Annotated in this window: 19 protein-coding genes and 2 tRNA genes; 11 read left to right on the top strand and 10 right to left on the bottom strand. The window is 68.9% G+C overall.

Annotated elements, in window-relative coordinates; translation table 11 throughout:
* Positions 1–15 precede the first annotated feature (15 nt).
* Positions 16–1638: a serine/threonine protein kinase gene (locus ABZO29_RS22390; protein ID WP_367321972.1), complete on the bottom strand. Its 1623-nt coding sequence runs from the start codon at positions 1636–1638 to the stop codon at positions 16–18.
* A gap of 326 nt (positions 1639–1964) precedes the next feature.
* A complete protein-coding gene (locus tag ABZO29_RS22385) occupies positions 1965–2513 on the bottom strand; it encodes a helix-turn-helix domain-containing protein (RefSeq protein WP_367321971.1) in 549 nt (182 codons plus the stop codon).
* A 184-nt stretch (positions 2514–2697) separates the two neighbouring features.
* On the opposite strand from ABZO29_RS22385, the gene ABZO29_RS22380 reads away from it, so the two are divergent.
* A tRNA-Ala gene (locus ABZO29_RS22380) sits at positions 2698–2770 on the top strand.
* A 72-nt stretch (positions 2771–2842) separates the two neighbouring features.
* Here ABZO29_RS22380 and ABZO29_RS22375 read toward each other — a convergent pair.
* Positions 2843–3544 carry a DUF5324 family protein gene (locus tag ABZO29_RS22375; RefSeq protein WP_367321970.1) on the bottom strand — a complete coding sequence of 234 codons (702 nt, stop codon included), beginning with the start codon at positions 3542–3544 and terminating at the stop codon, positions 2843–2845.
* A 339-nt stretch (positions 3545–3883) separates the two neighbouring features.
* On the opposite strand from ABZO29_RS22375, the gene ABZO29_RS22370 reads away from it, so the two are divergent.
* Positions 3884–4411, top strand: coding sequence for a peptidylprolyl isomerase (locus ABZO29_RS22370; RefSeq protein ID WP_367321969.1), 528 nt, complete (start codon positions 3884–3886; stop codon positions 4409–4411).
* Between the two features lie 126 nt (positions 4412–4537).
* Positions 4538–5431 carry a rhomboid family intramembrane serine protease gene (locus ABZO29_RS22365; protein ID WP_367321968.1) on the top strand — a complete coding sequence of 298 codons (894 nt, stop codon included), beginning with the start codon at positions 4538–4540 and terminating at the stop codon, positions 5429–5431.
* A gap of 264 nt (positions 5432–5695) precedes the next feature.
* Here the strand turns inward: ABZO29_RS22365 and crgA are convergent, their stop codons facing one another.
* A complete protein-coding gene (crgA, locus tag ABZO29_RS22360; protein ID WP_367321967.1) occupies positions 5696–5950 on the bottom strand; it encodes a cell division protein CrgA in 255 nt (84 codons plus the stop codon).
* 141 nt (positions 5951–6091) lie between these two features.
* On the opposite strand from crgA, the gene ABZO29_RS22355 reads away from it, so the two are divergent.
* The 6 genes from ABZO29_RS22355 to ABZO29_RS22330 are packed head-to-tail and all read left to right on the top strand — an operon-like array spanning position 6092 to position 10320.
* Positions 6092–6871, top strand: a complete 780-nt coding sequence (locus tag ABZO29_RS22355; protein WP_367321966.1) for a DUF881 domain-containing protein — start codon at positions 6092–6094, stop codon at positions 6869–6871.
* 47 nt (positions 6872–6918) lie between these two features.
* A complete protein-coding gene (locus tag ABZO29_RS22350) occupies positions 6919–7614 on the top strand; it encodes a class E sortase (RefSeq protein WP_367321965.1) in 696 nt (231 codons plus the stop codon).
* Positions 7615–7666: 52 nt separating this feature from the next.
* The gene (locus ABZO29_RS22345; RefSeq protein ID WP_367321964.1) at positions 7667–7828 is read left to right on the top strand and encodes a hypothetical protein; all 162 of its coding nucleotides are present in this window, start codon (positions 7667–7669) and stop codon (positions 7826–7828) included.
* Complete coding sequence (locus ABZO29_RS22340) at positions 7825–8463, top strand: aminodeoxychorismate/anthranilate synthase component II (protein ID WP_367321963.1); 639 nt, start codon at positions 7825–7827, stop codon at positions 8461–8463. The genes ABZO29_RS22345 and ABZO29_RS22340 overlap by 4 nt, the downstream gene beginning before the upstream one ends.
* Complete coding sequence (locus tag ABZO29_RS22335; RefSeq protein ID WP_367321962.1) at positions 8460–9560, top strand: class E sortase; 1101 nt, start codon at positions 8460–8462, stop codon at positions 9558–9560. Before ABZO29_RS22340 ends, ABZO29_RS22335 begins: the two co-directional genes overlap by 4 nt.
* A gap of 13 nt (positions 9561–9573) precedes the next feature.
* Positions 9574–10320, top strand: coding sequence for a class E sortase (locus ABZO29_RS22330; protein WP_367321961.1), 747 nt, complete (start codon positions 9574–9576; stop codon positions 10318–10320).
* Positions 10321–10422: 102 nt separating this feature from the next.
* Here the strand turns inward: ABZO29_RS22330 and pknB are convergent, their stop codons facing one another.
* The 6 genes from pknB to ABZO29_RS22300 all read right to left on the bottom strand — a co-directional run bounded on the left by pknB (position 10423) and on the right by ABZO29_RS22300 (position 18538).
* On the bottom strand, positions 10423–12402 hold the full coding sequence (pknB, locus tag ABZO29_RS22325; RefSeq protein ID WP_367321960.1) for a Stk1 family PASTA domain-containing Ser/Thr kinase: 1980 nt from the start codon (positions 12400–12402) through the stop codon (positions 10423–10425).
* Between the two features lie 169 nt (positions 12403–12571).
* Positions 12572–14047 carry a penicillin-binding transpeptidase domain-containing protein gene (locus ABZO29_RS22320; protein WP_367321959.1) on the bottom strand — a complete coding sequence of 492 codons (1476 nt, stop codon included), beginning with the start codon at positions 14045–14047 and terminating at the stop codon, positions 12572–12574.
* Positions 14044–15483, bottom strand: coding sequence for an FtsW/RodA/SpoVE family cell cycle protein (locus ABZO29_RS22315; RefSeq protein WP_367321958.1), 1440 nt, complete (start codon positions 15481–15483; stop codon positions 14044–14046). Before ABZO29_RS22315 ends, ABZO29_RS22320 begins: the two co-directional genes overlap by 4 nt.
* Positions 15484–15510: 27 nt before the next feature.
* Positions 15511–17088 (bottom strand): Stp1/IreP family PP2C-type Ser/Thr phosphatase, encoded by a 1578-nt coding sequence (locus tag ABZO29_RS22310; RefSeq protein ID WP_367321957.1) that lies wholly within the window; start codon positions 17086–17088, stop codon positions 15511–15513.
* Positions 17089–17172: 84 nt separating this feature from the next.
* On the bottom strand, positions 17173–17685 hold the full coding sequence (locus ABZO29_RS22305) for an FHA domain-containing protein (RefSeq protein ID WP_367321956.1): 513 nt from the start codon (positions 17683–17685) through the stop codon (positions 17173–17175).
* A 10-nt stretch (positions 17686–17695) separates the two neighbouring features.
* Entirely contained in the window at positions 17696–18538 is an 843-nt protein-coding gene (locus tag ABZO29_RS22300; RefSeq protein WP_367321955.1) for an FhaA domain-containing protein, read from the bottom strand.
* A 423-nt stretch (positions 18539–18961) separates the two neighbouring features.
* Here ABZO29_RS22300 and ABZO29_RS22295 point away from each other — a divergent pair.
* Positions 18962–19045 (top strand) — tRNA-Leu (locus ABZO29_RS22295).
* Between the two features lie 1177 nt (positions 19046–20222).
* On the top strand, positions 20223–22874 hold the full coding sequence (locus tag ABZO29_RS22290) for an RICIN domain-containing protein (protein WP_367321954.1): 2652 nt from the start codon (positions 20223–20225) through the stop codon (positions 22872–22874).
* Positions 22875–23847 lie beyond the last annotated feature (973 nt).

The raw sequence follows: 23847 nt of genomic DNA, 5'->3' as shown, positions 1-23847 counted from the left end.
CGCCTCGGCTCGGACTCAGATACGGGCGAGCGCCCAGAAACCCACGGCGTAGCAGGCCAGCGCCAGAAGCAGGAGCGGGATCGCCACCTTGGCGGGCGGGCCGGGACGGCGGCGCGCCCGGGAGCGGTCGGCGCGGTGCGAAATTGCCGACGCAGAAGGCGGAACCTGCGGGACCTGAGCGGTGTACGAAGCAGTAGAGGCATCGTCGCGATGCCTGTGGGCGGGCAGTGCGTAGGTGAGGTCGTAGGGGGAGACGTGGGGACGAGCCTGAGGTGGGTCCGGTACCTGAGCCGGTGCGGGGTGTGGTTTCGCGGCCTGGGCCTCGGTCTGCGGGCCGGGGGCGGGGGCCTGCGGGAAGGAGGTGACGGTGGCCGACGGAGGCGGCAGGTGGAAGCTGCCGGTGTCCGACATGGTGGAGGGCTGCGGAGGGGCGGGCGGCTGCGGCAGCCACCCCCCGCTCTGACGCGGATCGTCCGGCACGCCGCCGGTGGCCTGCCGATGGCCGGCAGCCGGTACGACGCCTGCGCCCGCGTCGGATCGTACGGATCCGGTGCCGGAGTAAGGCGTCGGCGTGGAGCCCGAGTTGGAGTAGGGCGGCGTGGGGCCGGTGCCGGAATGGGATGGCGGCGTGGAGCCTGTGCCGAAGAGGGGCGAGTGTACGGAACCGGTGCCGGGCCATGGCGACGGAGCGTCACCCCCGTCGGGGCGGCTCTCCGGGCGGGTGGCAGTCGTTCCCGTCCGTACGCCCGGCGCCGGTTTGAGAGGCCCCTCGGGGCCGAACCCCGCCGGGAGCGGGCCGAGTTGGTCGAAGATCTCGATCAGCTCGTCGTCGGGACCGGGCTCGGGCAGAAGCTCCGCGGCGGAGCCGAGGGCCTTGCGTGCCCCCGTGGCCGTGCGGAAGCGGGCCTGCGGATCGGGCTGCAGCAGCATGGCCACGACCTGCCAGAGCGGGTCGGGAATGCCCTTGGGCGCACCGGGTGTGCCGTGCTCCGCGAAGTACTGGACGAGCGCCTTGGCGTCCGGCTTGGCGCCCTCCAGCAGATACAGCGCGACCAGGCCGACGGCGAACAGATCGGCGGGGAAGTCCGGCTCCGCGCCCATCATCTGCTCGGGCGCGAGGTAACCGGGCGTTCCCACCACGAGGTTGGTCTCGGTCAGCCGCGGCTCGCCCAGCCGCATCGCGATGCCGAAGTCGGACAGCCGCAGCCGCGGCCGGCCCGTCCCGGTGGCCTCCAGCAGCAGGTTGGCGGGCTTGATGTCACGGTGCACGACGCCCTCCGCGTGCACCGCGGAGAGTCCGGCGAGGAGCTGGTCGAGCAGAGTGCAGACGAACGCGGGCGGAAGGGGCCCGTAGTCGCCGACCAGGTGGACCAGCGAGCCACCGGCGACCAGATCCATGGTGAACAGGACCTTGTCGTCGTCGGCCGCCCAGCTGGCGGGGGCGAGTACATGAGGGTGGTCGATGCGCAGCGCCTGTTCCCGGACGAAGCGCAGAAGCGAGTGGGCGTCGCTCTGCTGCAGGACCTTGGCGGCGACATAGCGGCGGCGGCGGTGGTCCCAGGCGCGCCAGACGGCGCCGACTCCGCCGCGTCCGATCGGGTCGGCCAGTTCGTACCGGCCGGCGAACACCTCACCCATGGCTGCGCGTTGCTCCTCCCCCTTGGGTTACCCCCTTGCTTCCCCCTCGTAGAGCGATACGACCCCTTTCCCGCCCCCCTTCGTCAAGGACGGACCCTTCGGCGGTCACCGAGCCGCCGAAGACCCTCCTGCCGGGGACACGCCCCCGAGCCCTTACTGCCGGAGACAAGCCCCGGTGCCCCCCTTCCCCTCGGCGGGGGACGCGACCCCCTCGCGACCCCCGCGATGACTGATACGAGCTGGTGGATGAGTGATACGACCCTGCTCGCGTCCTCCTCGGCTGTCGGCCCGGCTGCCGAACCCCCTTCGGTCGCCGGGCCGGGGGATCAGCTCTGGTGGGACTGGTAGTGCGCGACGGCGTCGGAGGTGCGGCCGGCGCCGTACACCCGCAGGAACTCCGCCAGTTCGGGGTGGGACGGCGCGAGAGTGTCCGCCGCCTCGATGATGTCGCCGGCAGCGGCCACCGAGCGCAGCAGCGACTGGATCTCGCGGACCACCCGCTTGACCGTGGGCGCCCCCGAACTGCTCGTCGTCTGAGTGGTGTTGCTGAGCACCGAGCCCCCCTGCGACTTCTTGATCTCGTCCATGCGCTCGGTCGCCTCGGCCGCGCTGACGCTGCCGTCCGCGACCTGCGCCGAGAGCTCCTGCAGCAGCTGCACCCGCTGCACCACGGCCGGATTGCCGATCTTCGCCCGCTGACCGCTCATCAGCTGGGACAGCATCGGTGCGGACAGTCCCAGCACCCCCGCGAGACGAGCCTGGTTGAGACCAAGATCGTCGATGAGCTTACGGAAGAGCGCCCCCAGCGGCTCCCCGTACCAGTTCCGCTGCAGTTCCCGCGCTCTTGCGGTCGCTTCCTGCTGTGCGGCGTCCATTGCGTCTCCCCATCGCTTCCCCAAAAAACCGCGGTTCGCGGTAGCGAACCACGCCGAGCATCTTACGGAGAGTGGTCGTTCGCGGGGACCCCCAATCTTTTTGCGGGATACGGGGGGTGACCCGGTACTCTGGTCTGCGGCGCCCACCGGTGAGGGATCTCTCCGGCCGGACGTCTCTCTTCCCGGGGCCTTAGCTCAGTTGGTAGAGCGCTGTCTTTGCATGGCAGATGTCAGGGGTTCGACTCCCCTAGGCTCCACATCAGAAGGACCCCTCTGACCTGGGTAAACAGGTCAGAGGGGTCCTTCTCTTCGTGGTCGGGAAGGGCCGGTCAGTCGCGGTCCTCGCGCTTAGCCGCGTCCTCCTCGGCCTCCTTCGCCTGCACCTCGGGGTCGAGTACGGACTCGCCGCTGCCGTCGACCGAGGTCAGCCGGCCGGACTCGGGCACTTCTGTCGCGGCGGGGGGCTCGACCAGCCAGTCCGGGTTGGCCTGCTTGTCCCACCACTTCCAGGCGGCGAAAGCGCCGCCCGCGAGGGCGCCGAGCACCGCCAGCGTCTTCGCGACCCGGCCGGCCCTGGCCCGGCGGGCGTGCTTGCGGGCCAGTTTCTCGATCTCCTTGGGCGTCACCTGGCCGCGCAGAGCGGCCAGCGCGGCGGCACCTCGAGCCGCGGCCTCGTCCCTGACGGGTCCGGCCGCGGCCACCGCCTGCTCGATCCTCGGCCGCGAGTACTCGGCCGCCTGCCGGGCGGCCTTGCGGGTGCGCACGGCCGCCTCGTGCGCTGCCTGGTCGACCTTCGGCGGCACATGCGTCCGCGCCTGTTCCAGACGCGGCACGACAAGGACGCCGTACTGGGCGCGGGCCTGCTCTGCGGCCTGCGACACCTTGGGCGCGAGTCGTACGCGTGCCTCGTGCGCGTAGTGCGCGGCCCTGTCCTTGGCCGTGTCGGCGTAGGGCGCCACCACTTCCGCGGCGTGCAGCACGCTGTCCTTCGCCGAGCCGGTCGCGGCGCGCACGCTGTCGATGCGGGTCACGGGATCCTCCTCCTCGGTGGCGTACGGTATTTCGACTTTCCACGCTTTTACGGATCATGCCTGTCAACGAGCCCGGTGGCATGCGAGGACGGGCATCCGGGTCATGAGACCCGACTCACGGCCATCTCCGATCAAGAGCCGTTCATGAACCGATCACGCGCAATAGGGTGAATGCGGGGCAACAGGAGCTTGTCGTCGACAATGCCACGGATCGTCGCTCCGCGCCCGCGCCGCGGCAGTACTCGTCCCGTTTCTCCGCTCATAAGCGGTCGTCGGGCGACGCACGGCGTGGACCGTGCGAGGATCGGAGCGTCACAGGAAGACAACGGAAGGCAGATCGTGGCCGAGCAGCTCTACGCCACCCTGAAGACCAACCATGGCGACATCGAGGTCCGGCTGTTCCCGGACCACGCCCCGAAGACGGTCAAGAACTTCGTCGACCTCGCCACGGGCCAGCGCGAGTGGACCAACCCCGCCACCGGCGAGCGTTCCACGGCAAAGCTCTACGACGGTACGGTCTTCCACCGGGTGATTAGCGGATTCATGATTCAGGGCGGCGACCCCCTGGGCAACGGCACCGGTGGTCCCGGCTACCAGTTCGAGGACGAGTTCCACCCGGACCTGCGCTTCGACAAGCCGTACCTGCTGGCCATGGCCAACGCCGGCCCGGGCACCAACGGCTCGCAGTTCTTCATCACCGTCTCCCCGACGGCCTGGCTGAACCGCAAGCACAGCATCTTCGGCGAGGTCACCGACGCGGCGAGCCAGAAGGTCATCGACGCCATCGCGGAGACCCGGACCAACCCGCGCACCGACCGCCCGCTCAACGACGTGGTCATCGAGTCGGTCGTCGTCGAGAAGCGCTAGGACAGGCCCTGGGACGCCAGGACCCCTGCTCCGGACGCCGGAATTTCCCGGCAGGGAACCTATTGCCCCGCTCGTCCGTAAGGATGGGCGGGGCATCGCATTGCACACGACGACCTAGGGGATCTCATGGACCAGGCTCCCGGCAGTCAGCAGGACGCCCAGAGCAGCCTGCCCGTGTGCTATCGCCACCCCGACCGTGAGAGCGGCGTCCGCTGCACGCGCTGCGAGCGTCCCATCTGCCCCGAGTGCATGGTCAGCGCCTCCGTCGGCTTCCAGTGCCCGGAGTGCGTCCGCACCGGCTCCGGCACGGGACACCCACCCGCGGCCGCACAGCCGCGCACCCTCGCCGGCGGCACCGTCAGCGCCGACCCCCGTCTCGTCACCAAGGTCCTGATCGGCGTCTGTCTGGCCGTCTTCCTCGTCCAGCTGTCGGTGGGCGACCGCTTCACCGACAGCTTCGACCTCATCGGACGGGCCTATGTCCCGCTGCTCGGCGATGTCGAGGGCGTCGCGGAGGGACAGTGGTACCGGCTGCTGACGTCGATGTTCCTGCACGGCAGCTACATCCACATCCTGTTCAACATGCTCAGCCTGTGGTGGATCGGCGGCCCCCTGGAGGCCGCCCTCGGCCGCGCTCGCTACATCGCGCTCTACGTCGTCTCCGGCCTCGCGGGCAGTGCGCTGACGTACCTTCTCGCCGCCGCCAACCAGCCCTCGCTCGGGGCGTCCGGCGCCATCTTCGGCCTCTTCGGTGCGATGGCCGTCCTCATGCGCCGGCAGCGATACGACATGCGACCGATGATCGCGCTGCTGGTGATCAACCTGATCTTCACGTTCAGCCCGGGCTTCAACATCGCCTGGCAGGCCCATATCGGCGGCCTGGTGGCCGGCGTCGCCGTCGGTTACGGCATGGTCCACGCCCCGCGCGGGCGCCGCCTCCTCGTCCAGTACGGCACATGTGCCCTGGTCCTGACCCTGGTCGTGGGCATGACCCTGCTGAGGACCACACAGCTCACCTAGCGCTCACCTGGCGCGTGTTGTCCACAGCGTGTGGCGGATCTTGTGCATACGGTGCGGGAACAACTGTGCCCCCTGTCACCGGCCCGCGTTTGCGCAGGTCAGACAGGGGGCGAACAGGTTTTCGGTCGCCGGTAGTTCCGTCACACCGGCGTCAACACTCAGCGGGTTATCCACAGATCGTCTTTCTTTTCCCCATGTGGAAAACACCTGTGGATAACTCACTGGATAGCCCTGGGCAGAGCTGTGTTCACTGCCTGGTGGCCGCTACTTCCACTGCGTGGAGACACCGAATCCGGCCGCGATGAAGCCGAAGCCGACCACGATGTTCCAGTTGTCGAGCTTGTCGATGGGCAGCGAGCCGTCAGTGACGTAGAACACGACGATCCAGGCGAGCCCGATGACGAACATGGCCAGCATGACGGGCGCGACCCAGGCGCGGCTGTGCAGCTTGATGTTGGTCGCCTGCTTCGCCGGCGGCGGCGTGTAGTCGGCCTTCTTGCGGATACGTGACTTCGGCACGAGGGTCTCTCCTGTCGATGCGCTGCGTGGCCGCGCAGGGAACTGGGTCGGGCTCGGGGCAGCGTACAAGGGGACACTTAGTGCTCCCCCGGGCGTCCGTTAGCGTAGTGCTTCCGCGGCGCCGAAGGAGATAAGGGTACGTTGAGCAATTCTGCCGACTCCCCCGGGACGGGATCCAGTCCTGCCCGGGATCGCCGTTTCCGGCCCGTGCGGGTGCTCACGGTGGGCGTCTTCGCTCTCGCCGGGCTCATTTTCTTCACCAGTTTCAACACGGCCAAGGGCACCAATATCCGTACGGACGCGTCCCTTCTCAAGCTTTCCGACCTCATTCAGGAACGCAGCCGCAAGAACGGCGAACTGGACGAGGCCAACGCCGCCCTGCGCGACGACGTCGACGCGCTGGCCGAGGGCGACGACGGCAGTACGTCGGCCGAGGACGAGAAGCTGGCGCGGCTGGAGAAGAGCGCGGGCACACAGAAGCTCTCGGGCAAGGCGATCACGGTGACCCTCAACGACGCCCCGCCGAACGCGACCGCCAAGCTACCCGGCTACCCCGAGCCACAGCCCGACTACCTGGTCATCCACCAGCAGGACCTGCAGGCCGTGGTGAACGCGCTGTGGCAGGGCGGTGCCAAGGGCATCAAGGTGATGGACCAGCGGCTGATCTCCACCAGCGCGGTGCGCTGCGTCGGCAACACGCTGATCCTGCAGGGCCGCGTCTACTCGCCGCCCTACAGGATCACGGCGGTCGGCGACCCGGAGAAGCTGGAGAAGGCTCTCTCGGACTCGCCGGCGATCCAGAACTACATGGTGTACGTGAATGTCTACGGGCTCGGCTGGAAAGTCACCGAGGACGGGACGGTGACTCTGCCCGGCTACTCGGGCACAGTGGATCTGCACTACGCGAAGCCCGTGGAGTAGCGGTCCCGCCGTAGTGGTTCTTCGACGAGTGCTTTCAGGAGCCGCCGGTGCGCGTGATCGTCAGGACCGTCAGCGAACTGTGCATCACCGTCGGCGCCGTCATCGTCCTCTTCGTGGTCTACGTGCTGTTCTGGACCGGCGTGAAGGCGGACCACGTCATGGACGACCAGATCGACCAGTTACAGGACCAGTGGTCGAAGGGGACCGTGCAGCCGGCGCCGTCGGCCGGTGCCCCGGGCACCACCGCGAGCCCCGAGAGGCCGGCTCCGTACAGTAGCGGCAGGCCCTTCGCGATCATGTACATCCCGCGTCTTGGTTTCACGTGGAACAAGCCCGTCCTCGAGGGCACCGCCACCGACACGCTGAAGAAGGGGCTGGGCCACTACGCGAACACGGCGCAGCTGGGCCAGAGCGGCAACTTCTCGGTCGCCGGGCACCGGCGCACCTACGGTGATCCGTTCAAGGACTTCCCCAGGCTGCGGCGGGGGGACGCGGTCGTATTGACGGACGGCACGACCTGGTTCACGTATCGGATCGACAAAGGGCCCTACAAAACCGTGCCCACGGACGTTGAGGTGATCGACCCTGTGCCACGTAAGTCGGGGTACACGCGTACAGGCCGTTATCTGACACTGACCACGTGCGATCCGGAGTGGGGGCACAGCCACCGGCTGATCGTCTGGGCGCATCTGGACTCCACACAGCCCGTGGAGGCAGGTAAACCCGAGGCGCTGCGCCGTTAGTCTGGTGCGGTACGGCGTGTGTCCGGTGCCGTGGTTCTAAGAAAGGGACGGCATGTACGGCTGGATCTGGCGGCATCTGCCGGGAAACGTGTGGGTGAAGGCGTCGATCTCACTCGTGCTGGTCGTGGCCGCGGTCTACGTCCTGTTCCAGTACGTCTTCCCGTGGGCCGAACCGCTGCTTCCCTTCAACGATGTGACGGTGGACAACCAGTGAGCGCGCGCATCCTCGTCGTCGACAACTACGACAGCTTCGTCTTCAACCTGGTCCAGTACCTGTACCAGCTGGGCGCCGAGTGCGAGGTGCTGCGCAACGACGAGGTGTCGACGGCGCACGCTCAGGACGGTTTCGCCGGCGTGCTGCTGTCGCCGGGTCCGGGCACACCGGAGGAGGCCGGGGTCTGCATCGAGATGGTGCGGCACTGCGCGACGACCGGGGTGCCGGTGTTCGGGGTCTGCCTGGGCATGCAGTCGATGCAGGTGGCGTACGGCGGTGTGGTGGACCGGGCGCCGGAGCTGCTGCACGGCAAGACCTCGCTGGTCGAGCACGAGGGCAGGGGCGTCTTCGCCGGGCTGCCCTCTCCCTTCACGGCCACCCGCTACCACTCCCTGGCGGCCGAGCCGGCGACCGTGCCGGCCGAGCTGGAGGTCACGGCCCGCACGCACGACGGCATCATCATGGGCCTCAGGCACCGTGAACTGCCGGTCGAGGGCGTGCAGTTCCACCCCGAGTCGGTGCTCACCGAGCACGGGCACCGGATGCTGGCCAACTGGCTGGTGGAGTGCGGCGACGAGGGTGCGGTGGCGAGGTCGGCGGGGTTGGCCCCGGTGGTGGGCAGGGCCACGGCGTGACAGCGCTGCGCCCCGAGCGCGAGTCCGGTGCCTCGTACGACGACCAGGCGTACGGGGCTTCCGGTGCTTTCGGGGAGTCGTACGGCGACGGCGTGCCGTACGAGTCGTACGAGTCGTACGAGTCCTACGACGCCTCACCGCCGTACCGGCCGACCCCCATCGACGAGGAGACGGTGGCGCTTCGGCTGCCCGAGCCGCCGGAGCGGATGGCCGGGGGCGGGGCTGCGTCCCCTTCTGCGGCCTCATCTGCATCTTCCGCCACTGGAACCCCACCCGGTGGACGTGCGGCCCGCAGAAAGGCCGCCAAGCGCCGCCACGGGCGTCATGGCGGCGCGCCGAAGGAGGAGCCCGCCGGATCCGCGGAATCCTCCGCTCAGGCTCCCCTCTCGCGTGTCGAGGCCCGGCGGCAGGCGCGGGCCCGTAAGCCGGGCGCGGCCGTCGTGGCGAGCCGGGCGATCGGCGAGGTGTTCATCACGACCGGCGTGCTGATGCTGCTGTTCGTCACCTACCAGCTGTGGTGGACGAACGTGCGCGCGCACGCGCAGGCCGGCAGCGTGGAGAACAAGCTCCAGGACGACTGGGCGAACGGCAAGCGCGCACCGGGGGTCTTCGAGCCGGGGCAGGGCTTCGCCATCCTGCACATCCCCAAGCTGGACGTGGTCGTGCCGATCGCGGAGGGCGTCAGCAACAAGAAGGTCCTCGACAAGGGCATGGTCGGGCACTACGGCGAGGGCGCGCTGAAGACGGCGATGCCCGAGGCCAAGACCGGCAACTTCGGGCTGGCGGGCCACCGCAACACGCACGGTGAGCCGTTCCGGTACATCAACAAGCTGCAGACGGGCGACGCGATCGTCGTCGAGACGCAGGACAAGTACTACGTGTACAAAATGATGTCGATGCTGCCGGTGACGCCGCCGAGCAACACGAGCGTCCTCGATCCCGTCCCACCGGGCTCAGGTTTCACCGGTCCGGGCCGCTACATCACTCTTACGACGTGCACGCCGGAGTTCACCAGCAAGTACCGGTTGATCGTCTGGGGCAAGATGGTCGAGGAACGGCCGCGCAGCAAGGGGAAGCCGGATGCGCTCGTCGAGTAAGGGCAGATGAACAGTGTCAGCGACCACCGACGGCACCGCAGAGCACATCGACGCGTCCGCGTCCCCGCCCCCGCCGCGGCGCCGGGGCGGGGGGCTCGCGACGGCAGTCAGCGTCTTCGGTGAACTCCTCATCACGGCGGGCCTGGTACTCGGCCTGTTCGTCGTCTACTCACTCTGGTGGACGAACGTCATCGCCGACCGTGAGGCGAACAAGCAGAGCGACCGGGTCCGCGACGGCTGGGCCCAGGAGGACACCGGCCCGGGCGCGCTGGACACCAAGAACGGCATCGGCTTCCTCCATGTCCCCGCGATGAACAACGGCGAGGTCCTGGTCGAGAAGGGCACGGAGACGGAGATCCTGAACGACGGGGTCGCCGGCTACTACATGGACCCGGTCGAGGCGACACTCCCGATGTCGGGCAAGAACGGCAACTTCACCCTGGCCGCGCACCGCGACGGCCACGGCGCGAAGTTCCACAACATCGACAAGCTGAAGAAGGGCGACCCGATCGTCTTCGAGACGAGGGACAACTGGTACGTCTACAAGGTCTACGCGATCCTCCCGGAGACCTCGAAGTACAACGTCGACGTACTGAGCGCCGTCCCGGAGGAGTCCGGCAAGAAGAAGGCGGGCCGCTACATCACCCTCACGACGTGCACGCCGGTCTACACGAGCCGCTACCGCTACATCGTGTGGGGCGAGCTGGAGCGCGTGCAGAGGGTGGACAGCAAGCGGACGCCGCCGAGGGAACTGCGCTGACCGCAGCCGCTTCACGACCGAGCCCGGCCCCCTTTCGAGGGGCCGGGGCTCTTGTCGTGAGCGGGGCGGGTCACTCCTGCGTGCGTGCGGGCCGCCGTCGGGTCAGCCGAAGACGCCGCCGTTGTTGTTGCCTCCGTTGTCGCCGCCGAAACTGACCGTCGTGAGCGTGATCGTGGTGCTGTTCGGGTCGGCCTGGGTACCGCCGCCGGGATCCTGATTGCTCACGAGGGCGTTGTCGTCCTGCGAGCTACCGTTCGCGAACTGGATGTTGTTGAAGCCGTTCTGCTTCAGGATCTGCCTGGCGTTCTTCACCGTCTGGCCGACGACGCTCGGGACCTGGGCCTGGTTCTGGGCCTGCCGGCCGATCTGGATCTGGACCGTGGAGCCCTTGTCGAGCTGGCTGTTCGCCTGCGGGGTGGTCGAGACGACCTTGCCGACCAGGTTCGGGTCCTGGGTGTCGACCTCGACGCAGTTGCCGTTCAGGTTGTTGGCCTGCATCTGCGCCTTGGCCTCGTCACAGGACTTGCCGACGACATCGGGGACCGTGGACTTCGCCTCGGCCTTGGCGACGGTGAGGGTGATGGTGGAGCCCTTCTCGACCTCCTCGCCGAGGGCCGGATCCTGCTCCAGGACGGTTCCGGGTTCTTCCCCGGACTCCTTTTCCTTCGTCTTGACGACGAACTGGTACTTGTCGCCCTCCAGGGTCGCCTTGGCGTCCTCGAGGCTGTCGCCCACGACGCTCGGCACCGCGACCTTCGGTGCCCCGGTGGACACCGTCAGCGTGACGGTGGAGCCCTTCTCGACCTCGGTGCCCAACTTCGGGTCCTGATCGCAGACGTTGCCCTTCGGCTGGTCCTCGCAGGCCTTCTGTGTGGTGGTGACCTGCAGCTCTGCGTTGACGGCCAGCTTCTTGGCGTCGTCGAGGGTCTGTCCCACGAAGTTCGGGACCGCGACCTTGTCGTTGCCGACCCCGCCCCCGCCGAACGCCCACTTCCCGATCAGGATCGCGCCCACGAGCACCAGGACCGCGGCCACCACCAGCAGGATCGTCGAGGTGTTCGACTTCTTCTGGCGGCGTCGGTCGGGCCGGTCGTCGTAGCCGTAGCCGCCGTCGTCCGGGTTCATGGGCGGCAGCATCGTCGTGGCACCCGCGCCCGGGTCGGCGCGCAGGGCCGTCGTCGGCTGGTCGTCCGGGTAGCCGCCGTAGCCCACGGAGCCCATCGCAGCCGTCGCCGCGACCGGCTGGCCGTCGAGGCAGGCCTCGATGTCGACGCGCATCTCGTCGGCGGACTGGTAGCGGTAGTTCGGGTCCTTGACCAGCGCCTTCAGGACGATGGCGTCCATCTCCGGCGTGATCTCGGGGTCGAAGACGCTCGGGGACTGCGGTTCCTCCCGTACGTGCTGGTAGGCCACCGCGACCGGGGAGTCGCCCACGAAGGGCGGGCGGACGGTCAGGAGCTCGTACAGCAGGCAGCCCGTCGAGTACAGGTCGGAGCGGGCATCCACCTGCTCGCCCTTGGCCTGCTCGGGCGAGAGGTACTGGGCGGTGCCGATGACCGCGGACGTCTGCGTCATCGTCATGCCGGAGTCGCCCATCGCACGGGCGATGCCGAAGTCCATCACCTTGACCTGGCCGTTGCGCGTCAGCATGACGTTTGCCGGCTTGATGTCGCGGTGCACGATGCCGTTGCGGTGCGAGTACTCCAGGGCCTGGAGGATGCCGATGGTCATCTCCATGGCGCGCTCCGGCAGCAGCTTGCGGCCGCTGTGAAGGAGCTCACGGAGCGTGGAGCCGTCGACGTACTCCATGACGATGTACGGGATCGAGACCCCGTCGATGTAGTCCTCGCCCGTGTCGTAGACCGCGACGATCGCGGGATGGTTGAGCGAGGCGGCCGACTGGGCCTCCCGGCGGAACCGGGCCTGGAAGGACGGGTCGCGCGCGAGGTCCGCGCGCAGCGTCTTCACCGCCACGGTGCGGCCGAGGCGCGTGTCGTGCGCGAGGTAGACCTCCGCCATGCCACCACGGCCGAGCACCTGGCCCAGCTCGTACCGGCCGCCGAGGCGACGCGGCTCTTCCATAGCTTCCTACCAGCCCTCTCCGTCGGTCCCGACCGGCACGTGTGTGCCGGCGGAGGCTGCCGTCCGGGCATACGGTACCCGGATCGCGTTGTGTGACCTGGCCAAGCCCGTCACCCGATACAGGACCGGTATCGCAACGTGCACCGATGTGAAGGGGACGTGAGCGGGGTCACTTCTTGTTGATGACCGCCTCCATCACGCTCTTCGCGATCGGCGCCGCGAGGCCGCCGCCGGAGATGTCGTCGCGGTTGGCGTTCTCGTCCTCGATCACCACGGCCACCGCGACCGGCGAGCTGCCGTCGCTGAGCTTGGCGTACGAGATGAACCACGCGTACGGGTTCTCGCTGTTGTTGAGGCCGTGCTGGGCGGTACCGGTCTTGCCGCCCACCGTCACGCCGCCGCCGATCTGAGCCTTCTGGCCGGTGCCCTGCTGGACGACCGTCTCCATCATCGACTGCAGGATCTGCGCGTTCTTCGCCGACAGGGGCTCGCTCATCTGCTCCGGGTCGGTCTTGGCGATCGGGTCCAGGTTCGGCGCCTGCAGCTCGTCGACCATGTACGGCTTCATCAGCTTGCCGTCGTTGGCGACGGCGGAGGCGACCATGGCCATCTGCAGCGGGGTCGCCGCCGTCTCGAACTGGCCGATGGAGCTCAGCGCGGTCTGCGGCTGGTCCATGGTCTCGGGGAAGTTGGACTTGGTGGAGCGGACCGGCGTGAACTGCTCCTCGTTGAAGCCGAATTTCTTGGCCTCCTCGAGCATCTTGTCCCTGCCGAGGTCGGCGCCGATCTTGCCGAAGACGGTGTTGCAGGACACCCGCAGCGCCTCACGCATGGTGGCGTTCTCGCAGGGGATGTTGCCCTCGTTCTTCAGCTCGGTCTTCGTGGTCGGAAGGTTGTACGGCAGCGGCGAGTTCGTCTTCTCGTCCGCGGAGTCGTACAGGCCGTTCTCCAGCGCGGCGGCCGCGGTGACCACCTTGAAGGTGGAGCCGGGCGGGTAGGCGTCGCGCAGCGCCCGGTTGAGCATCGGGTCGTTCTTGTTGTTCTTCTTCTGCAGGCTCGTCCAGGCCTCGGCGTCCGCGTCGTCGTCGCCGGCGATCTTCGAGGGGTCGTACGACGGGTAGGAGGCCAGCGCGAGGATCTTGCCGGTGGAGGGCTCGAGGGCGACGACGGCGCCCTTGCCGCCCTGCTTCTTCAGGCCGTTGTACGCGGCCTTCTGCGCGGCGGCGCTGAGCGTGGTGACGACGTTGCCGCCCTCCCGCTGCTTGCCCGTGATCATGTCGAGGGTGTTGCGGAAGAAGAGCCGGTCGTCGTTGCCGGTGAGGATGCCGTCCTCGATGGACTCCAGCTGGTTGGCGCCGTAGACCTGCGAGACGAAGCCGGTGACGGGCGCCCACATGGCGCCGTCCGTGTAAGTGCGCTTGTACTTGAAGTCGCCCGACTTCGACTCCACGTGCCCGGTGATCGCCTTGCCGTCGACGATGATGTCGCCGCGCGGGGTGGCATAACGGGCGATGGCCACGCGGCGGTTGTTCTTGTCGTCGGCCAGGGAGTCGGCCTTGACGTACTGAAGCCAGTTGTCGCGGATGAGCAGGGTGAGGACCAGGAGGCCGCAGAAGATCGCGATCCGGCGCAGGGGCTTGTTCATGACGGGCGGACCACCTGGGTCATCTCGGCGTCGGGGTTGGTGGCGGGGGCGGGCGCCGGACGGCGTGCGGTGTCGCTGATTCTGATCAGGATGCCGACCAGGGCCCAGTTGGCGATGACGGAGGAACCTCCGGACGCCAGGAAGGGCATCGTCATGCCGGTCAGCGGGATGAGGCCCATGACACCGCCGGCGACGACGAACACCTGCAGGGCGAAGGCGCCGGAGAGGCCGATGGCGAGCAGTTTGCCGAACGGGTCGCGGGCGGCGAGGGCGGTGCGCACGCCGCGCTCCACGAGCAGGCCGTAGATCAGCAGGATGGCCATGATGCCCGCGAGGCCCAGTTCCTCGCCGAAGGTGGCGAGGATGAAGTCGGAGTTGGCGGCGAACCGGATGAGCTCGGAGTGGCCCTGGCCGAGGCCGGTGCCGAGGGTCCCGCCGGAGCCGAACGCCCACAGTGCCTGCATGGCCTGCTCGGAGTGGCCGCCGACGCCCTGCCGGGAGAGCGTGTACTCCTTCATCGGGTCGAGCCAGGCCTGGACACGCTGCTGGACGTGCGGTTCGAAGCTGGCCACGCCGACGGCGCCGACCGCGGACATCAGCAGACCGAAGACGATCCAGCTGGTTCGTTCGGTGGCGACGTACAGCATGATGACGAACATGCCGAAGAACAGCAGCGACGTTCCGAGGTCGGTCTCGAAGACCAGGATCAGGATCGAGATCATCCAGACGACGATGATCGGGCCCAGGTCACGGCCGCGCGGCAGGTACAGGCCGATGAAGCGGCGGCTGGCCAAGGCGAGGGCGTCGCGCTTCACCATCAGATAGCCGGCGAAGAACACCGCCAGCACGATCTTCGCGAACTCACCGGGCTGAATGGAGAATCCGGCGACCGAGATCCAGATCTTGGCACCGTACAGGTTCTTGCCGAGGCCCGGGACGAGCGGCAGGAGCAGCAGGAACAGCGCGCCGACCATCGAGATGTAGGTGTAGCGCTGCAGGACGCGGTGGTCCTTGAGGAAGATCAGCACCACGATGAACAGGGCGACGCCCAGTGCCGTGTACATCAGCTGCCGCGGCGCGGCCGAGCCTGCCTGCCCGATCTGCTGCAGCAGCTTGGACTGGTCGAGCCGCCAGATGACGACGAGCCCGAGTCCGTTCAGCAGCGTGGCCAGCGGCAGCAGCAGCGGGTCCGCGTATGGGGCGAACTTGCGTACGACGATATGGGCGACGCCGGCCAGGAGGCCGAGGCCGAGGCCGTAGCTCAGCAGGCCGGCGGGCACCTGGTCGTTGATGGCGAGGCCCACGTTGGCGTAGGCGAAGACCGGGATGGCGACGGCGAACACCAGAAGCGCGAGCTCGGTGTTGCGCCGGCTCGGCGTGCCGATCGAGCCGATCGTGGACGTCTGGTGCGTCGACGTGTTGGTAGAACTGCTCATCGTGTGACAGGGCCTCTCACGGCTCGCCTACTGCTTACCGCACAGCGAGACGACCTTCTGCTCGTCCTCCGAGAGGGTGGGACCGGGGCTGGGAGTAGGAGCGGTCGGGGACGTGGACGGGTTCGGGGTCGAGGTCGCCGAGGGACTCGGTGATGCCTTGGACGCGAAGGAGGCCGGGGTGGTTCCCGTGGTGCCTCCGGCCTCGCCCTGGCCGGTCTTGGAGTTCTTCTCGCTCTCGGTGGCGGTGGCCGAGGCCTGCTTCTTGCACGCGGACGCCTGGACGGCCAGCTCGTCGATCTTCTTCTGCGCGGTCTTCAGGCTGCCCTCGGCGATCGTCGCCTCGACCAGCTTCTGCTGGTACGGCGGCAGGTACTTGAGTTCGATCTCGGGGTGGTCCTTCTCCACCTTCGACAGCGAAACCCAGGCCAGGTCCTGGCTGATGCCGCGGTACAGCGCGACGTGCTCGCCCTTGGTGCCGACGAAGTACTGCGTCTGCGTCCAGCGCCAGCCGCCGTACATGCCGCCGCCGATGACGGCGAGTGTGAGCGCGCTGTAGAGGGATCTCTTCAGCCATTTGCGGCCGCGCCGTGGCTTGACGAAGTCGTCATCCGTGTAGCCGCCGAAACCGCCCGTGGGGATGAAGCCGGTGGTGTCGCCGGAGCCGGGCGGGCCGAACTCGCCGCCGCCCTGTCCGTGGCCCTGGCGGCCGAGTCCGGAGGCACGGCCGGCGGGGGTCTGCATGATGCCGTTGTCGTGCAGCTGGTGCTGGTTCTCGGCGACCGCGCCGACCACGACCGGGGTGTCGTGCAGCTGCCCGGCGAGAGTGTCGCCGGTGTCGAGGTCGAGGACGTCGGCGATGATGACGGTGATGTTGTCGGGGCCGCCGCCGCGCAGCGCGAGCTGGATGAGCTCCTGGACGGTCTCCTGGGGGCCCTGGTAGCTGGCGAGGGTGTCCTCGAGGGTCTGGTGGGAGACGACGCCGGAGAGGCCGTCGGAACAGATCAAGTAGCGGTCGCCGGCGCGGACTTCGCGGATGGAGAGGTCGGGCTCGACGTGGTCGCCGCTGCCCAGCGCGCGCATCAGCAGGGAGCGCTGCGGGTGGGTGGTGGCCTCTTCCTCGGTGATGCGGCCCTCGTCGACGAGCCGCTGCACCCAGGTGTGGTCCTGCGTGATCTGTGTGAGGACGCCGTCGCGCAGCAGATAGGCGCGCGAGTCGCCCACGTGCACGAGTCCCAGCCGCTGGCCCGTCCACAGCAGCGCGGTCAGGGTGGTCCCCATGCCTTCGAGCTGGGGGTCCTCCTCGACCATCGCGCGCAGCTGGTCGTTGGCGCGCTGGACGGCGGCGCCGAGCGAGGTGAGGACGTCGGAGCCGGGGATGTCGTCGTCGAGGGCGACGATGGTGGAGATGGCCTCGGAGGAGGCGACCTCGCCGGCGGCCGCGCCACCCATGCCGTCGGCGATGGCGAGCAGGCGCGGACCGGCGTAACCGGAGTCCTCGTTGCCCTCCCGGATCATGCCCTTGTGCGATCCGGCGGCGAAGCGCAGTGACAGACTCATGCCCACCTCGCCCGTCGGCTCCGGGTACAGCCGGTCGTGTCGAGCCACACTGCCCACCCTCCGGTCGGGAGCGCGCCGGGGCCCTGGGTGACGGCCGCCGTTGCGTGCTCGCTCCGCTCGCTCATTGTCGTACTACTTCCGCAGCTCGATGGCGGTCTTGCCGATGCGGATCGGCGAACCCAGCGGAATCGGCGTCGGGGTCGTCAGCCGCGTTCGGTCGAGGTACGTGCCGTTGGTGGAGCCCAGGTCCTCGACGATCCACTGACCGTTCCGGTCCGGGTAGATCCTGGCATGCCGGCTGGAGGCGTAGTCGTCGTCCAGCACGATCGTGCTGTCGTGCGCCCGGCCCAGGGTGATCGTCTGGGACTGGAGCGCGACGGTGGTGCCGGTGAGGGTCCCCTCGGTCACGACCAGCTTGGTGGGCGCGTTGCGGCGCTGGCGGCCGCCCGCGGACTGCTGGCGTTGCTGCGGGGGCGCCTGCTGGCGCTGGGCCTGCTGTGGCCGGGCGCTCTCCCGGCGCGAGCCGCGCTGGGTGACGCGCGTACCGAACAGGTCGCTGCGGATGACCTGCACGGCCACGATCACGAACAGCCACAGGACGGCCAGGAAACCCAGCCGCATGACCGTGAGGGTCAGCTCTGACATTGCCCCCGCTTCACCCTTCGGCTTGCCTATAGATAACGGTGGTGCTGCCCACGACGATCCGCGAGCCGTCGCGGAGCGTAGCGCGGGTGGTGTGCTGCCCGTCCACCACGATGCCGTTGGTGGACCCGAGATCCTGGATCGTCGAGGGCGTTCCGGTCCGGATCTCGCAGTGCCGGCGGGAGACGCCGGGGTCGTCGATCCGCACATCGGCTTCGGTGCTGCGGCCCAGCACCAGCGTCGCGCGGGAGATCTGGTGGCGGGTGCCGTTGATCTCGATCCAGTAGCGGGTGCGTCCGCCCGCCGCGGGCGCGGCCGGGGGCCGCTGGCCCACGGGCTGCGGGTAGCCGTAGCCGCCGGGACGGCCGCCGCCCGGGGGCGGCGCGGTCGGCATGGGCGGGGCACCGCCGGGAGCGGCGGCCGGCGGGTAGCCGCCGGGACGCGCGCCCGGGGCGGCGCCCGTGGGCCCCTGCTGGCTGCTGGTGGAGGCGAGCGTACGGCTGCGCACCCGGTACAGGCCGGTGTCGAGGTCGTCCGCCTTCTCCAGGTTGACCTTGATCGGTCCCATGAAGGTGTAGCGCTGCTGCTTGGCGTAGTCGCGCACCATGCCGGCGAGCTCGTCGCCGAGCTGGCCCGAGTAGGGGCTGAGGCGCTCGTAGTCCGGCGCGCTCAGCTCCACGATGAAGTCGTTGGGGACGACGGTCCGGTCCCGGTTCCAGATGGTCGCGTTGTTGTCGCACTCCCGCTGGAGCGCTCCCGCGATCTCCACGGGCTGGACCTCTGACTTGAAGACTTTGGCGAAGGTGCCGTTGACCAGACCTTCGAGACGCTGCTCGAACTTCTTCAGGACTCCCATGGGGCACCTCCTCCGTAGCTGCTGCCGTCCTGCTGCCCGCTGGGCGGGTACTGCCTTGCCTGATACTGCTTACTGATCGTATCCACGCGCCGGGAAATCGGCTGGTTCCCCCTGTCGGCTTGGTCGACGGGTGTCGACGGCCACTGCTGTACGTACTTCTGCCCAGGATCGTAGAGGGGGCCGCAGACCAGTGTCCCGCACCTGACTGTGGACCTCGTCCGGCTCCTGGGGAGATGACCGGGACCGGTACGAGGTTGATACGTGAACCGGCACACGTTGATACGTAGCCGGGGATGCCGGGGGTCGGTAGGCCTCCACTGCCCGTGAATAAGGGATGTGAACCCACCCCCGCCAGCGTGCTAATGTTCTGGATGTCGGAAGGCGCCCAACCCCACGGGGAAGGAGCCGGAGGACACACCCAATGCGCGGGTGGCGGAATAGGCAGACGCGCTGGATTCAGGTTCCAGTGCCCGCAAGGGCGTGGGGGTTCAACTCCCCCCTCGCGCACAGCGGAGCACCGACGAAAGTGCTCTGGTTGCACCGACGGAATGGGCGGCATCGTGATCACGATGCCGCCCATTCCTGTTTCTGCGTGCTGTGACGCTTGTCTCTGGGCATGCCGGAGCGGACCGTCGAGGGCTGGGTGGCCTTCGGCGGTCCGCGTTGTGTTCCTGGATCTTCGGTTGGGTGGCTCCAGGGCTTGCTCTCTGTGAGGAAGGTCTCAGGGCTGGGTGAGGTGACCTTCGGGGTCCAGGTGCCGATCGGCTTGGTCTTGCGGCGCCGGGTCGGACGGCGGCGTGGCCGGTCTCCGTTCAGGGCGATGGCGTCGGCCCAGGCGGAGTACGGTCAACCCCCCGTCGCCTGAAGCGACGGCCATGGGCCGGGCCGCGCGTCGCCACGACTCCCACGTGTGGGCGTGGATGTCAGGGGAGCTCCCCCGCCCTGCCCGAGTCCGCGTAGAGCAACTCCCCACCCATGCGCAGGTAGTGCCAGGGAAAGCCCCGTGCGGCTGGACCACGGCGAACCACAGGATTGTCCAGGTGGCGAGCAGCACCTGGTGCATCCACTGGCGGATGGCCGACACGCTGTCTCCCCTTTTGGTTCTGGTCGCATCGCACGGTTCCCACGGGTCACGGGCCCCTCTTTGAGGTGGCCGCAAGGCACGGCGGGTTCTTTCCGCAACGCCGATCCGGGCTTGCGGCGTGGGAGTGAGGCATCGATGTGACGAGTGGATGTGGAGGACCTTCCTGGGCAACGGGGTTCGCGGCGAGTGCCGCCCGCCCACGCGACTCTCGCGGCTACCCCGTCCCCTGCGTCTGCGCCACCCAGACGGCGGCCAGGAACGCGGGGCCCGCTCCGGGCTGGGCTCGGGCGCTGCGGCGAGCGCCCGCCCGAAATGGCGGCGCCCCTCACTGAGGCAGCCGCCCGCGCACCAGTGTCGGCCCAAGGGCTCGGCCGGCAGGTTGGGTGCTCCGCGCGCAGCCGGGCCAGGTTCTGGTGCGCTGCATCGGTCTGCCCAGACGCTGATCAACGCCTTCCGCACCACGAGGTGCCCCGAAAAAAGTTTCCGGCCCGAGGCAACCTTGTGCGGGGCCTGTGGCGACAAGGGAGCGGATCCGGTCAGTTCCGGTGGCCGGGATCCGGATTTCCTCTCATGAACCGCGTGCAAGGAGAGCCTCCCCTCATGGACAACCCCACGAATGGCGGGCGCCGCGGGCGTCATCGTCGTCGCTGGACCGCGACCGGTCTGCTGGTCGGCGTGCCCGCCATCGTCGTGCCGTATTTCCTGTTCGCGCAGGAGGACTCGCAGGCCGCGACGATCGACGGCAGTGCCTATTACCGGCTGGTCTCGGTGCGCAGTGGCAAGGTGCTGGACGTCAACGGTTTCTCCACCGCCGACGGCACCCGTATCCAGCAGTGGACCGACCAGAACACCGCCAACCAGCAGTGGAAGCTGAAGGCCGCCGGGGACGGCTACTACGAGCTGGTGAACCGCAACAGCGGCAAGGTGCTGGGCATAGAGGGCGGTTCGACCGCCAAGGCCGCCGCCGCCGAGCAGCAGACCGACAGCTCGTCCACCGCTCAGGAGTGGCGGATCAGCGAGGTGAGTGGTTCCGACGCCGTCACCTTCACCTCCCGCAGGAGCGGCCAGGTCCTGGACGTCTCCGGGGGCTCCACGGCCCAGGGCGCGGCCATCATCCAGTATCCGAGCCTGGGCAGCACCAACCAGCAGTGGAAGCTGGTGAAGACGGCCGAGACCCAGACCTCCGGGACCGGCGAGGCACAGACCACGGCCGCGGCCGGACCGTATGTGTGGAAGAACGCCCAGGTGGTGGGCGGCGGTTACGTCACCGGGTTGGTGTTCAACCCGAAGGAGAAGGGCCTGCTGTACGCGCGTACCGACATGGGCGGCGCCTACCGCTGGGACACCGGGGCCGAGCAGTGGATCCCGCTGACCGACTGGCTCGGTGAGAAGGACTGGAACCTTCTGGGCATCGACGCGCTGGCCACCGACCCCGTCGACCCCAACCGGCTCTACCTCGCGACGGGCACCTACACCAACGAGTGGGCCGGCAACGGCGCGATCCTGCGCTCCACCGACCGGGGCCGCACCTTCCAGCGCACCGATCTGCCGTTCAAGCTGGGCGGCAACGAACCCGGCCGCGGCGCGGGCGAACGGCTCGTGATCGACCCCGCGAACCACGCCACCCTGCTGCTGGGCACCCGCAAGAACGGCCTGTGGCGCAGCACCGACTACGGCACGACATGGGCTCAGGTCTCCTCGTTCCCCGTCAAGGACGGGGCGGGCAGCGGCGCGGGCATCTCCTTCGTGACGTACGGCCCGGCCGGCAGCAACACGGTCTACGCCGGCGTCAACGACAAGTCCACGTCCCTGTACCGCTCCACCGACGGCGGCAGCAGCTGGCAGGCCGTCTCCGGGCAGCCCACCGGCCAGATGCCGCAGCACGGCGTGGTCTCCGGTGACGGCTCGCTGTACCTGTCCTACAGCAACAGCATCGGCCCCATGGACGCGACGGCGGGCTCGGTGTGGAAGTACACGCCGTCCGGCGGCGCGTGGAAGAACATCTCCCCCTCCCAGGGCGGTTACGGGTTCTCCGGTCTGGCCGTCGACCCGCAGAAGCCGTCCACGGTGATGGTCACCACCCTGGACCGCTGGTGGCCCGAGGACGAGGTCTACCGGACCACCGACGGCGGCACGACCTGGAAGGCACTGGCGGACAAGTCGCAGCGTGATGCCTCCGGCGCTCCTTACGTCGGCAGCGGCACCGGGCACTGGATGACCGCGCTGGCCATCGATCCCTTCGACTCCGGGCACGTGCTGTACGGCACCGGCAACGGCATCTGGCGCAGCAAGGACGCGGGCGCCTCCGACAGCGGCAACACCAGCCACTGGACCTCCGGGGCCCGCGGGCTGGAGGAGACCTCGCTGGCGGACGCGATCGCCCCTCCCGGCGGCGCCACCGTCATCACCTCCATGGGCGACCAGGGCGGCTTCCGCCACGACTCCCTGACCGAGGTGCCCGCCGGACGGCTGAAGAACCCGCTGATGAGCAGCAGCACCGACATCGACTTCGCCCAGTCGGCCCCCGCGATGATGGTCCGCGTCGGCACGGGCGGCGCGCAGGACGGCGCCTACTCCACCGACGGCGGCAGCAGCTGGAACGGCTTCACGGCAGAACCGGTCGCCAGCGCGAACAGCGGCCATGTCGCGCTCGCGGCGGACGGCTCCACCATCGTATGGACCGAGGCCGGCCAGGCCCCGTACCGCTCGACCGACAAGGGAGCGAGCTGGTCGAAGGTCAGCGGCCTGGGCACCGACGCCGTGGTCGTCGCCGACCGCTCCTCGGCCAACACCTTCTACTCACTCACCGGCGGCACGCTCCACGCCAGCACCGACGGCGGCGCGACCTTCACCCCCCGCGCCACCAGCCTGCCCGCCGGCCGACTCACCGCCGTCCCCGGCATCAACGGGGACCTGTGGATCGCCGGCGGCGGCAACGGGCTGCTGCACTCCACCGACGGCGGCCGCACCTTCACCACACTCAAGACAGTGCAGTCCGCCTCCGCCCTCGGCTTCGGCAAGGCCGCACCCGGCACCAACTACCAGGCCCTCTACCTGATCGGCACCGTCGACAACGTCACCGGAGTCTTCCGCTCCACCGACAAGGGCACCACCTGGCTCCGCGTCAATGACGACGCCCACCAGTGGGGCGCCATCGGCAGCGTCGGCATCATCACCGGCGACCCCGACACCTACGGCCGCGTCTACATCGGCACCAACGGACGCGGCCTCCAGTACGGCGACCCGTCCTGACCCAGGCGCCCGGGCGGGGCCGCAGCCACAACGGCCTGCGGCCCCGCCCGGGCTGAAGGAGCTCGCTTCGTCCTGCACGAGCTCCTGGCGCCGGGCTGTCCGGACGGCCCCTACACAGCACAGCGTCCGACTCGCGGCCGACATGGTCCCAGCGAGTGGTACGCCCAGTCCGCCTTCTTCTTCACCAACCCCTACGCCGTCCTCGGAACCCACGACGGTGTGCGCGTGCCGCCCGCCCGTGGCTCGTGACCGCCGACGAGCTGGACGCCCCTCGCGACGGCGAAGGCTTGGGCCGCAGACTCCGTGTCGAGGTCAAGGCACCACCCTCGGCCGGGACAGCCTCGCCTACATGCCGTGGGCCGGCCGCGTACGCCTCCCGAGGCACCGAGGTTCGGCCCGGAGACGTCCTCGGCTCCGGCAACCTGCGGCACGGGTGCCTCGCCGAGTTCTGGGGCCCGCAGGGGGCGGCTGGATCCATCTCCGCCGGCCTCCGGAGACACGGTCACCATGACGGTGGGGTGGATTGGCACCCTCAGCAACACCGTCGTCGCGGGCGCGGCTGCTGAACCGATGCCGCCAGGCCCGCCGAGGATCCCGCGCTCACCCCAGTGTTGGGTTCGGGCACAACCGAATCTCGGGGGCGGGTGGTTGATCAGGCAGTCAGATCCAGGGGGTGATCAATTCCGAGCGCTCAATCAATGATGATCTGCCACCTTGAATTCGCTGGTCAGGGGGCTGGTGTGGGTGGTCGGCCGGGTACTCGCACTGATCGGGGGCGCGTGGTGGCGTGACGGACGCGCGGAGTACTCCTTCCAGATCACGAACCCAACGCATGGCCAGGGTTGCTTGTCGCCGCCCGTTGCCCGCGTCCAACACCGGTGCGCGGGGCCTGGATTGGCGGCGGTGAGCGCGACGGTGCCGTGACCGGTGGGCGTGATCCGGTGTTGGTGTCAGGGGGTTCGTGCCGCGGCGG

Origin of the sequence: Streptomyces sp. HUAS ZL42 (genome assembly GCF_040782645.1) — a bacterium.
GTDB lineage: Bacteria > Actinomycetota > Actinomycetes > Streptomycetales > Streptomycetaceae > Streptomyces.
The sequence above is the reverse complement of the archived record's forward strand: the minus strand, read 5'-3'. Positions and strand labels throughout refer to the sequence as shown.

Coding starts and splice junctions, on each gene's coding strand:
- ABZO29_RS22345 (WP_367321964.1), top strand. CDS start 7,667: ATGTACGGCTGGATCTGGCGGCATCTGCCGGGAAACGTGTGGGTGAAG.
- ABZO29_RS22300 (WP_367321955.1), bottom strand. CDS start 18,538: ATGGGAGTCCTGAAGAAGTTCGAGCAGCGTCTCGAAGGTCTGGTCAAC.
- ABZO29_RS22385 (WP_367321971.1), bottom strand. CDS start 2,513: ATGGACGCCGCACAGCAGGAAGCGACCGCAAGAGCGCGGGAACTGCAG.
- ABZO29_RS22320 (WP_367321959.1), bottom strand. CDS start 14,047: ATGAACAAGCCCCTGCGCCGGATCGCGATCTTCTGCGGCCTCCTGGTC.
- ABZO29_RS22305 (WP_367321956.1), bottom strand. CDS start 17,685: ATGTCAGAGCTGACCCTCACGGTCATGCGGCTGGGTTTCCTGGCCGTC.
- ABZO29_RS22390 (WP_367321972.1), bottom strand. CDS start 1,638: ATGGGTGAGGTGTTCGCCGGCCGGTACGAACTGGCCGACCCGATCGGA.
- ABZO29_RS22365 (WP_367321968.1), top strand. CDS start 4,538: ATGGACCAGGCTCCCGGCAGTCAGCAGGACGCCCAGAGCAGCCTGCCC.
- ABZO29_RS22290 (WP_367321954.1), top strand. CDS start 20,223: ATGGACAACCCCACGAATGGCGGGCGCCGCGGGCGTCATCGTCGTCGC.
- ABZO29_RS22315 (WP_367321958.1), bottom strand. CDS start 15,483: ATGAGCAGTTCTACCAACACGTCGACGCACCAGACGTCCACGATCGGC.
- pknB (WP_367321960.1), bottom strand. CDS start 12,402: ATGGAAGAGCCGCGTCGCCTCGGCGGCCGGTACGAGCTGGGCCAGGTG.